Source organism: Rhodanobacter sp. L36 (assembly GCF_009765755.1).
GTDB lineage: Bacteria > Pseudomonadota > Gammaproteobacteria > Xanthomonadales > Rhodanobacteraceae > Rhodanobacter.
Genome location: NZ_LMUV01000002.1, coordinates 545,259 through 556,655 on the forward strand (window position 1 = coordinate 545,259; position 11,397 = coordinate 556,655).

The following is an 11,397-nucleotide window of genomic DNA, read 5'->3' on the forward strand; positions in this document are numbered from 1 at the left end:
GAATGGCTCAACGATTCTCGCCCAACGGCAACACCGGCTGCTGCAATTCGATGCGCCCGCTGCCCTCGCTGATCTTCTTGAATTCCGCGCGGCTCACCGAGACATAGCGCTCGTTGCCGCCGATCTCAACCTGCGGCCCTTCGGTAACCGCGCGGCCATGCTCGTCCACGCGCACCACCATCGTCGCCTTGCGACCGGTGTGGCAGATCGTCTTGATCTCTTCGAGGTTGTCGGCCCAGGCCAGCAGATAACGGCTGCCTTCGAACAGCTCGCCGCGAAAATCCGTGCGCAAACCGAAGGCGAGCACCGGAATATTGAGACGATCGACCACATCGCTCAGCTGCCATACCTGCGCTTTGCCGAGAAACTGCGCCTCGTCGACGAACACGCAATGCAGCGGACCGCGTTCGGCGATGTCGCGTTCGACAAGGGCGAGCAGATTCTCGTCGCCACCGAAACGGCGCGCGTTGGCCTTCAGCCCGATGCGCGATGCCACCACGCCTTCACCGAAACGGTTGTCCAGCGCCGGCGTGAGGATCAGCGTGCGCATGCCGCGCTCGTGATAGTTGTACGCGCTCTGCAGCAGCGTGGTGGTCTTGCCGGCATTCATCGCCGAATAATAGAAATAGAGCTTGGCCATGGCATGGGTTCAGTTCGTGACCGTGCATGGTAACGCGACCACGACCTGACTCCTCCCCCTGCCTGCAGCGAGAGGCCGGGAGGGGGCCGTTAGGGCTTGCGGGGAGGATCAAGAGCATCCCAACCTAACCACTCAAGCCTTGTCCAGCGGCGTGGTCCCACCACTGAACTGCAGCCGCGCCTGCTCCAGTCGATAGCGTCGCTCCGCGCGCCAGCGGCGCCAGTCGAGCAACCCGCAAAATGCATAGACCAGTTTGAACATCTGCAGCCGCCACAGCACTTGCGGCGTGTCGAACAGATCACCGGCGAGCATCGAGATCACGCCTTCTTCCAGCCGGAACGCATTGCGTGGCTCACGGAACATCTGCTGCATCACCGGTCCGTTGAAGCGATAGATGAAGAACGAGAAACGCGCCATGCCCGCACGCTGGCGTTTTTCCAGCTTGCGCAAAAGTGCAGCCTCGCGCGCAGGTTCGCGCAATGCGCGATCCACCACGTCGACCGCTTGCTCCGCGCCACTCATCGCCAGGTAAACACCAGAGGAAAACACCGGATCGAGAAACGCGAACGCGTCGCCTACCAGCACCCAGCCCGGGCCACCCATCGTCGTCGAGTCATACGAATAATTGCCAGTGACACGCACGTCGTTGTCGATCAACTCCGCGTGCTCGATGCGTTTCCATAACGCCGGGCTTGCCTTCAGCGTGTCGAGCAGAAACTCCACCGTGCGGCCTTTGCGCTGCTTGAGATATTCCGGCCGGCAGACCGCGCCCACACTCATCACGCCGTCGGGCAGCGGGATCATCCACATCCAGCCATGCGCGAAGCTGTAAATGCTGATGTTGCCGGCGTCTTCTCCCGCGCGCGTTTCGGCACCGCGAAAGTGACCGAAGATCGCCGCGCTCTGATGCTGATCGTTCTTGCGGCGCAATTTGAGCTTGCCCGAGAGAAACGCGTCGCGACCGCTGGCGTCCACCACATAGCGCGCCTGCACGCGGTATTCGCGGCCATCGTCGCTGCGCACGTCGAGCAGGGTTTCACGCGAATTGATCTGCTCGACGCGCAGTACTTCCTGCCCCTCGCGCGCATCCGCACCGCTGTCGCGCGCGTGGTCGTACAGCATCTTGTCGAAATCCTGCCGCCACACCTGATACGCATGCGGCGGGCTGTTGCCGATCGCGCGTGCGAACGCATACGTGTTGTAGCCGCGCTCATTGTTGGCCTCGAAGTCCGCGCCGGCCTTGAACACACCCAGCGCGCGCACTTTATCTAGCACGCCGAGTCGCTCGAAGATCGGCAGGTTCATCGGCAGCAGCGATTCACCGATGTGGAAGCGCGGATGTCGCGCTTTTTCCAGCGCGATTACCTTGTGCCCACGCCGCGCGAGCAGCGTCGCTGCGGTGCTGCCTCCGGGGCCGCCGCCGATCACCACCACATCGCACTGTTCGACGCTCTGTTCCGTCATGCATCCTCCGTTTCTGCCGCACGCCGCGGCCATGGCATCGGCGGATTATGGCGCACGCCGCGCAGCTTGCCAGAGTGGCTCTGTTACCATCGCTCGCCGCCTCACGCATTGCCCCGCTTTCATGCTCAATCCGCAACAACTGGCCGCCGTCGAACATTGCGACAGCCCGCTGCTGGTGCTCGCCGGTGCAGGCTCGGGCAAGACATCAGTGATCACTCAGAAGATCGCGTACCTGATCGCGCGCCGAAAACTGCCGCCCTCGAAAATCGCTGCGATCACCTTCACCAACAAGGCCGCGCGCGAAATGCGCGATCGCGTCGCCAAGCTCGTCACCGAAGAAGACGCGCAAGCGCTCACCGTGTGCACGTTCCACGCGCTGGGCCTGAAATTCCTGCAGATCGAACACGCACGCGCCGGGCTACGTCGCGGTTTCTCCGTACTCGATGCAGACGACAGCGGCGGCATCATCAAGGAACTCGCGCCGAAAGGCGTCAAGCCCGACGTGCTGTTCGGCATCCGCAACCTGCTCGGTCGCGCGAAGAACGGCGGCCTCTCGCCGGAGGAAGCGCTCGCCGCTGCGCGCAGCCCACGAGAGCTCGAAGCAGCGACGATCTACGAGATGTATCAACAACGCCTCGCTGCATTCAACGCGGTGGATTTCGACGACTTGATCCGGCTGCCATTGCGCATTCTCGAAAGCGACGCCGAATGTCGCGACGCGTGGCGCGATCGATTGCGCTATCTGCTGGTGGACGAATACCAGGACACCAACGACGCGCAATATCGATTGCTCAAGGCACTTACCGGCGAGCGTGGCGGCATCACCTGCGTCGGCGATGACGACCAGTCGATCTACGCATGGCGTGGCGCGAATCCGGAAAACATCGACCAGCTCGGACGCGACTGGCCGAGCCTGCGCGTGATCAAGCTGGAGCAGAATTATCGCTGCGGCAAACGCATCCTGCGCGCGGCCAACCAGCTGATCGCCAACAACCCGCACCTGCACGAAAAGAAATTGTGGAGCGAGCATCCGGAAGGCGCGCCGATTCGCGTGATCGAATGCAAGGAGGCCGAGCACGAAGCCGAACGCGTCGCCTCCATCGCCACCACGCTGGCGGAAAAACACAAAGCGCGTTGGCATGACATCGCCATTCTTTACCGCGGCAATTTTCAGGCGCGTCCGCTGGAAAAAGCCCTGCGACTCGCGCGCGTGCCGTATCACCTCACCGGCGCGCTGAGCTTCCTCGATCGCGCTGAAGTGAAAGACCTGCTGTGCTATCTGCGCTTGCTGACCAACCCGAGCGACGACGCCGCGTTCCTGCGCGTGGTCAACGTGCCCAAGCGTGAAATCGGCGCGACCACGCTGGAGAAACTCGGCCAGTTCGCGCAACAGAAACACAGCTCGCTGCTCGATGCCGTTCGCAGCGACGGTGTGCTGCGTCAGCTCACGCCGCGGCCAGCGGCTGCGCTCGCCTCATTCGCCAGCCTGCTCGACGAACTCCGCAGCGCATCGTTGCATCAGGGCGCAGCCGAGCTGGTGGAAACGATTCTGCAGCGCACCGGTTACGCCGCGCAGATTGCCGCTAGCACCAGCGATGCCGCCATGCGTGAACGCAGGCTCGGAAACCTCAAGGAACTCGCGGACTGGTTCCGCGCCATGCAGAAAGGCGGCAACAGCGCTGGCGATCTCGCATCGCAACTGGCGCTGCTGAGTTACGCCGATCGCGACGATCCCGGCAATGCGGTGCGCATGATGACGCTGCACGCGGCGAAAGGCCTCGAATTCCGCTTCGTCTTCATCGTCGGCTGTGAGGATGGCACGCTGCCGCACGAAGGCGCGATCGACGAAGGTCGTATCGACGAAGAACGCCGTCTCATGTACGTCGGCATCACCCGCGCCAAGGAATTGCTGACCCTGTCATGGTCGGCCAAGACCAAACGCTACGGCGACGTCCACAGCAACCAGCCCAGCCGCTTCCTGCACGAGCTGCCGCAAGCCGACCTGCACTGGCAAGGCAAGGATCCCGAAGCCGACAAGGAAGCCGTGCGCGAAAGCGCGGAGTCGCACATGGCGAGGATCAAGGCGATGCTCGGAAGCAGCTGAGCGATTGGCAGGATGCAGGAATGCCCGCCAATGCTTCGATTTCGATATCTTTGTAAGAAACTTTTGAGGTGGCCATGTCCGATACTGCCGCACTTCTTTCCACGCTGACGCTCGCCTTCAATCAACACGACTGGCGGCGAGCATGGGTTGTTGCGAACGAGTTGCTGATGTTGTCGCCTAGGCATCCAGCCGTGCACTACGTCGCTGGCGTATCCGCCCTGGAGCTCCAACTGATGCCCAAGGCTCTTTCGCATCTGCACCAGGCTGCCGACCTGGATCCAGATAACATTGACGTCTTGACGCATTTCGCCAAGGCGCTGGCCATCGTCAAGATGTCGCCGGAAGCACGCAAGGCGGCAGATCGCGCAATGGCTTTGTCGCCTGGAGACGCGATCACCTACGACACACTAGGTGTGGTTTACACGCAGATTCACGCTCACGTCGAGGCAAGAAACGCATTCGAGCGAGCCGTCGCACTTGATCCGAATCAAGCATCGTATCGGTTCAATCTCGCCACCTCACTGTTGGCTACTGGTGAAATCAGCGGAGCAAGAGAACAGCTTGAGCATTGCATCAGGCTCGATCCGCAATATTGGAAAGCTCATTCGACGCTGGCGCAGCAAAGCAGACAGACAGTGGAAGACAATCACATCAGCAGACTTGAGTCGTTGCTGTCGGAACATCAGGGAAATAGCGAAGCGCAAACTTATTTGCACATGGCATTGGGAAAGGAGCATGAAGATTGCGCCGAGTTTCTCGAGGCTTTCGAGCACTACACGCTGGGCAAGTCAGCTGCTGCTAAAGGGACTGGTTACTCCATCGCACAAGACGAGGCCCTGTTCGCAGAAATCATGGCGGCTTTCCCAGCCGATCAATTACTGACTGGCTTACATGAAGCCGGCTCAGGGTCGGATGAACCCATATTTGTGATCGGAATGCCACGTAGTGGAACGACCCTTGTCGAACGCATTATTAGCAGCCATCCGGACGTTTACTCAGCTGGGGAATTGCTGAACTTCGGTCTGACTCTCAAGCATCTTTCGGGCACCCGCACGCCAATGCTGCTGGACCTGGAAACCATCAAGCGCGCATCCGGCCTTGATGGAGTGTCGCTCGGCACGCAATACATCGCGAGTACACGCCCTGCCACCGGCAAGAAGCCGCATTTCATTGACAAGCTGCCACATAATTTTCTTTACGCGGGATGGATTGCCCGCGCATTGCCGAACGCCAAGATCATTTGCCTTCGGCGAGATCCTGTAGATACATGCCTCAGCAATTTTCGGCAATTGTTCGCTCGGCATTCGCCGAATTTTGGTTATGCGCTAAATCTGGTCGATACCGGGCGCTACTACATAATGTTTGACCGCTTGATGGTTCATTGGCAGCGGGTGCTGCCTGGCCGCATCCTTGAAATTTCATATGAGGCGCTGGTTCAATCACAGGAAAATCGAACACGCGAATTGCTTGAGTTTTGCGGTCTACCCTGGAATGACCTTTGTCTGCAGTTCGAACACAACTCTGCTCCGGTCAATACTGCCAGCGTCGTACAAGTTCGCTCGCCGATTTATCGCACCTCCCTCAAACGCTGGAAAAAATACGAATCACAGCTAGGTGAACTGCTGGCCTTGCTTCGCGCAGGCGGCATCGCGATTGAAGCCGAGACATCGCGCTGATCGAAAAAAAACTGGGGCGACAGCCTAATGGGAGATCTCTCTTTCGTATAACGCAAAAAAAGTGACCCCGTTGGTACGGGGTCACTCGGATAACAGTTAAATCAACTCAGAAGCGTGTCAGGATCCCTGACCAAACTTGTAGTTGGCCTCGATAAACATCGCGCGACCGTACGGATTGTAGTCATCCGTGTTGTAAGGCACGGCCGTCGTACCTGGATAGGAACGATCCAGCGGTGGCATTTTGTTGAACAGGTTGCTTATCTGAAGCGACAAGGCCAGGTTGTGAATCGGGTTGAAAGTCACGCTGGCGTTGTAATAGATCCAGGCAGGTAATTTCCCCGCAAGAGGATAGGCCGCCGTCTGCACGTAACTGTCGCTCTGAGTCGCCTGATAGTTCGGCGTGCGGCCGAATCGATTGACGTACAAGGTGGCGCTCCACTCGTTCTTCAACCACGTCAACGAAGCATTTGCCTTGCTCTTGAAGTCAGTGCTGTAGCCGGGATGCGTCAGCAGGTCGACCGCCGGATCAATAGCGTAATCCTGAGAAGTGTGCTTCAGCAGATCCGAATAAGAGAAATCGAACACCAGTTTGCCAAACGAGCCAATGTCGTGACCATAGTTGAAATTGGCAGATATGGCGTTGTCCTGCTCATTGGCAATGTTGAGCTTGGTGGTCGTGATATCGGTTATGGGGCCGAGCAACTGGACGCCATTCACCAGCTTGCCGGCAGTACCGCGAGTAATCAGATTGAACGCGTTCGCGCAGGTTGCGGTACTCGGGTCGATGGTGCCGATGTCGCAGAGATATTCGGTGTTGGACAGGGTATCCGGGCTAAGTTGGGACACCTCATTGTTGATATCCCAGTGCAGATAATCCACGCTCATCGACATGCCCTGAACCGGCGCCCAGACGATGCCGTAGCTCCACACCTTCGCCTTGATCGGCTGCAAATCCGGATTGCCAACCGTCTCGCCCTTGAACTGGGTCGATCCATAGTTGTCCGGACAATTGCCCAGAGTTGAACCCACGAAGCCAAGCCGCGCGCAGTTCAGATAATCGGTTACCCCGCTGAAGTAACCGCTGGGCCGCTGGAACTCGTCGGACAGGGTGGGCACTTTGAACGCCGTACCGTAACGAGCGCGAAGCAGCAGGCTCTCGACCGGGCGATATTCCAGGCCCAGGTTGTATGTACCTGCTCCGATGTTCTTGCCGCTCACGTCGTAGTTGTCGTAGCGCCCCGACACGTCTGCCGTGAGCTGCTCCAGCAGGGGCAATCTCAATTCAGCGGTGGCAGCGGCACGAGAACGATGACCAGCGCCGGGCGTCGCGCTCTGTCCCCAGATGTATGGCGTCGTATAGACGTTGCCATTGCCATAATCTACCGTGGTGTTTTCCAGCAGACGCGGGTCCGGCGTGATGTCGAAACCTTCGTTACCGCCCTCAACCACTACCGCGATACCAGCATCCCCGCCGGGGAGATGGAATAGCGAAGCATTCGTCAACTGACCGCGAACCAGATTGTCCCAGGTTTTGGAAACCGTCTTGGTGCGCGTGGTGAAAGAATCGAAGTCAGCCACGGAAATCGGTTTGAAGAAATTGGCATAGTTGGGCGTGAATACCGGGTAGCCGGAATACGTGCCTTGCTGAGGACCAAGTACATGGTTCTTGTAGTATCCCTCGACCTCGCTCGCTACGCGAGCCGTTCCCAGATTCTCCAGGTGATCGTCGGAGTGTGTGAATCCCAGGTCATAGTCCCAGTTTGACTGACCAAAGGTGCCATGAGCGCCAAAGCTGAGCATGTAGGCTTTTTCATACTGCTTGCTCATGATGTTCTGGTAGCCGCCGACCTCCTCGGGAGCAAAGGTGTGCTGCAACGTCACGATGCTTCCGCCATCCAGGCTTGGATCCCAGAAATATCCACTGGTATTGCCGCCAGCAACGAGAGCAGGACTCCAGAACGTGGTGTTACCGCCATCCGAAGACTTGTCTTCCGAATAGTTGTAGAGCAGGTCGCCGTACAACTGCACGTTGTCGTTCACGTCGAACGTATTGTGGGTATAGAGATTGGCACTTTTGCTGTCCAGGGAGAGCGTTTTGCCAGCAGGAGCGTTAGGCGATCCGCAGTAGTTGCCTTGCGGGTTGCGGCTGTATTGGGCGGTCGTGCCGCCCCACAGGCCCGTAAGCGCCTGACAGTTGTTCGGATCCTGGATGTAGTGGGATTCAGGACCCACATCGTTGCTGTAGATCTGATAAGCCAAGCTGTCGCGCAGGGGAATACCCGGACTTGTGCCTTGCTGAAAGTAGCCGCGCGTCAACGCGCGATCCTGTGACCAGACCGGCTGGGTGCTATCGAATTGCAGGCCCACCAGGGACGTGAATTTGCCGAACGTGAAACTGTCGGCAAGACTGATGCGTCGATTGGCGCCGCCACCGCCCTTGTCCCAACCGTAGCGGACATCAATCGTCGGAGCATCGATGTGCTTCTTCAGCACGATGTTGATGACGCCGGCGATGGCGTCCGAACCGTACAACGAGGACTGACCACCCGGCAGTATGTCGATATGATCGACCATGTCGATCGGAAGGCCGCTGATGCTGTTGAAGGTATCGCTACCGTTGTACAGGCCAGGGAAATTACCCATCGGCCGTCCATCGATGAGATATTTCGTGAAGCCGACTGGCAGACCGAACAAGCTCAGCGTCTCGGCGCCCGTGGTGAATGAATTTGTATCCTGCATGCCCTGCACGCTGCCGGTGGAGAACGAGGCTTGTTGCAACGCCTGCGCCACCGTGGTGAAGCCCTTGGCTTTCATGTCTTGTGCCGTGATCGTGATGACGGGTGTAGCCGTCTCGATCTCGGTCTGAGGAATCAGGGATCCGGTGACCGTCACCGCCTGGAGCTTCTTTGCGTTGGTGCTGTCCGGGGCTTGGCCGGAATTATCTTGTGATGCATCTTGCGGAGCAGACGATTGCGCGTACGCGGTGCTACACCCCAACGCCAAAGCCGCCACGATAGCAACAGTAATTTTCGTCCTGATCATTTTGAATTTTCCCCTAGCAACTACAGGTGAGCCCAACGACACGCGGGCCATTAGAGACACTCACGAACCCTTTGGTTAGTTCAACAAAAGCCCGAATCGGTTCATGGTGGGTTATGTTTTTAACATATGACGCAAAATCCTTGCAACGTCCTTTTACGAAAATCGCTGTGTCTTACGCCATGAAAGACGTAAATATTTGCGTTTTTGGCAAAAGGCTTGCGTCGGATAGGCGGCTTGCGGAATCGATAGATGGACCGCACTCGCACGTATGGCATCGCGCGATCGGGGCGATGTTGGCGGACCAGCGATTGACCTGACGGATGTCTCGTGCTCGTGGCCCGATGCCGAACATGTGGCGTACCGTTGACAATGTTTGATTGTCTGTTGAGCGCTGCATTTTCGCGATGGGCGCGACCCGACGCATGTCGGTGAGACGCTGCTGTTGCGTAGGTAGCGACCGAGGATCGTCATCGACTGATCAGTCGACAAGGGTTGGCGCGGATCAGACGATATGCGTGACTGTTAAGCAGCCACGCGAAGAACGGCTATGCACAATGGCAGAGTCATTTTCCCATGATCCAGCCGCTTCATGCGCCTGTCGCAGGCCAACCTGCACCGGCATGGAACGGATCCCGAAGCCGACAAGGAAGCCGTGCGCGAAAGCGCCGAATCGCATATGGCGAGGATCAAGGCGATGTTGGGGAGCGGCTGATTGTTCGCACGCCGCACGCGCGTGTAATCGCCAACGCATGACAGTCGCGCCCGTGCATGATGAAATCCGGGCAGTTCGCACCATCCATCCGGAACGACATGACTGACGCAACCGCCCTGTATGCGAGGCTCACAGAAGCGTTCAACCGGCGTGCGTGGCAGCAAGCGGAGAAAATGGCGGACGAGCTACTGAGCATCGCCCCGCGTCACCCTGGCGGGTTGTACATCGCAGGGCTGACCAAGTTGGAACTGGGTCAGATGCCGAAGGCGCTGGAGTATCTGCGCAAGGCCACCATCGTCGAACCGACTCGCGTGGATTTCGCCGTGCAGCTGGCGAAAGCTTTTTCGCTCGTGAACAGAAATAGCGAGGCCGAAGTTGCTGCGAACGCCGCAATGGCTTTATCTCCCACTCACCCGGCGATGCTGGACACGCTGGGCGTGATCTTCAGTAACGTCGGCGCCTACGCATCCGCAGCCGCCGCATTTCGCGTTGCCGTCAAATCGGCACCGGCGCACGTGTCCTATCGCTACAACCTGGCGACCGCCCTGGTCGCCGCCGGCGATATCGACGAGGCCGAGACCGAGATCGAAACCTGCATCGATCAGGATCCGACCTATTGGCGGGCGCACCTGACACTCGCACAATTGAAGCGGCAGACAGCCGCGAGCCATCACGTCGAACGATTGGAATCGCTGTTATCAGACGTCAGCGAAACACCCGTCGAAAGACCGGCAAGAATGTGGCTCAACATGGCCATCGCGAAGGAATACGAAGACCTGGCCGACTACCCTAAAGCTTTCGATCACCTCGTTCTGGGGAAGAATGCTGCGATTGCCGATCGCAGCTATTCCATCGAGCAGGACGAAGCCTTGTTTGCCTCCATCATGCATGCGTTTCCGCAACCGCAGGCACCGGTCGACGGTTATCCGACACACGAGCCCATCTTCATCATTGGCATGCCGCGCTCCGGCACCACGTTGGTGGAACGCATCATTTCGAGCCATCTGGATGTGCAATCGGCAGGCGAGTTGCTCAACTTCGCCATGTCGTTGAAATTCGTGTCCGGCAGCAAGACGGAAAAGATGATCGACCCCGACATCGTATCCCGCGTGCACGACACCGACTGGAACAGGCTTGGCGAAATCTATCTGTCCAGCACGCGGCCTGCGACGGGACAGCGGCCACGTTTCATCGACAAGCTGCCGCACAACTTTCTGTATGCAGGTTTCATCGCCAAAGCCATGCCGAACGCGAAGATCATCTGCCTGCGAAGAAACCCGATGGACACCTGCCTCAGCAATTTTCGCCAGTTGTTCGCTCCAAATTCGCCGTTCTTCGATTACTCATTCGACCTGCTCGACACGGGCAGGTACTACGTCCTGTTCGATCGACTGATGGCTCACTGGCAACGCGTTTTTCCGGGACGCATCCTCGAAATCGACTACGAAGACCTGGTGGATTCGCAGGAAGAAAACTCGCGTCGACTGCTGGAATTCTGCGACCTGCCATGGAACGACGCGTGCCTGCGCTTCGAGGAAAACTCTTCGCCCGTTGCCACCGCCAGTTCCGTGCAGGTGCGCGAGCCACTTTATCGAAGCGCCATGGAGCGTTGGAAGAAATATGGATCCAGGCTGGATGAGCTACAAGCCCTCTTGACAAGCGCCGGCATCAAAATAGAACGCCAAGTCGTTTTGAACTATTAATCGTCGTTGTTATTGGCGACGGACAAACAAAAACGGCACCGTGATAACGGAGCCGT

At 58.3% G+C, this 11,397-nt stretch carries 7 protein-coding genes; 4 read left to right on the plus strand and 3 right to left on the minus strand.

The genetic code is table 11. The annotated features are described in order from the left end of the window. Positions 1 to 7: 7 nt before the first annotated feature. Positions 8 to 640: a thymidine kinase gene (locus GSQ73_RS02370; RefSeq protein ID WP_158880628.1), complete on the minus strand. Its 633-nt coding sequence runs from the start codon at positions 638 to 640 to the stop codon at positions 8 to 10. A gap of 132 nt (positions 641 to 772) precedes the next feature. Beyond that, the gene (locus GSQ73_RS02375; protein WP_158880630.1) at positions 773 to 2,104 is read right to left on the minus strand and encodes an NAD(P)/FAD-dependent oxidoreductase; all 1,332 of its coding nucleotides are present in this window, start codon (positions 2,102 to 2,104) and stop codon (positions 773 to 775) included. 121 nt (positions 2,105 to 2,225) lie between these two features. Between GSQ73_RS02375 and GSQ73_RS02380 the strand changes: the two genes are divergently transcribed. Continuing rightward, positions 2,226 to 4,208: a UvrD-helicase domain-containing protein gene (locus GSQ73_RS02380; RefSeq protein ID WP_158881668.1), complete on the plus strand. Its 1,983-nt coding sequence runs from the start codon at positions 2,226 to 2,228 to the stop codon at positions 4,206 to 4,208. A gap of 74 nt (positions 4,209 to 4,282) precedes the next feature. Next, positions 4,283 to 5,884, plus strand: a complete 1,602-nt coding sequence (locus tag GSQ73_RS02385; RefSeq protein ID WP_158880632.1) for a sulfotransferase — start codon at positions 4,283 to 4,285, stop codon at positions 5,882 to 5,884. A gap of 117 nt (positions 5,885 to 6,001) precedes the next feature. Here GSQ73_RS02385 and GSQ73_RS02390 read toward each other — a convergent pair whose 3' ends face one another. Then, positions 6,002 to 8,926 (minus strand): TonB-dependent receptor, encoded by a 2,925-nt coding sequence (locus GSQ73_RS02390; protein ID WP_158880634.1) that lies wholly within the window; start codon positions 8,924 to 8,926, stop codon positions 6,002 to 6,004. Between the two features lie 589 nt (positions 8,927 to 9,515). On the opposite strand from GSQ73_RS02390, the gene GSQ73_RS18100 reads away from it, so the two are divergent. Further along, on the plus strand, positions 9,516 to 9,638 hold the full coding sequence (locus GSQ73_RS18100; RefSeq protein ID WP_256371879.1) for a hypothetical protein: 123 nt from the start codon (positions 9,516 to 9,518) through the stop codon (positions 9,636 to 9,638). Positions 9,639 to 9,736: 98 nt separating this feature from the next. Further along, complete coding sequence (locus GSQ73_RS02395; protein ID WP_158880636.1) at positions 9,737 to 11,341, plus strand: sulfotransferase; 1,605 nt, start codon at positions 9,737 to 9,739, stop codon at positions 11,339 to 11,341. Positions 11,342 to 11,397 lie beyond the last annotated feature (56 nt).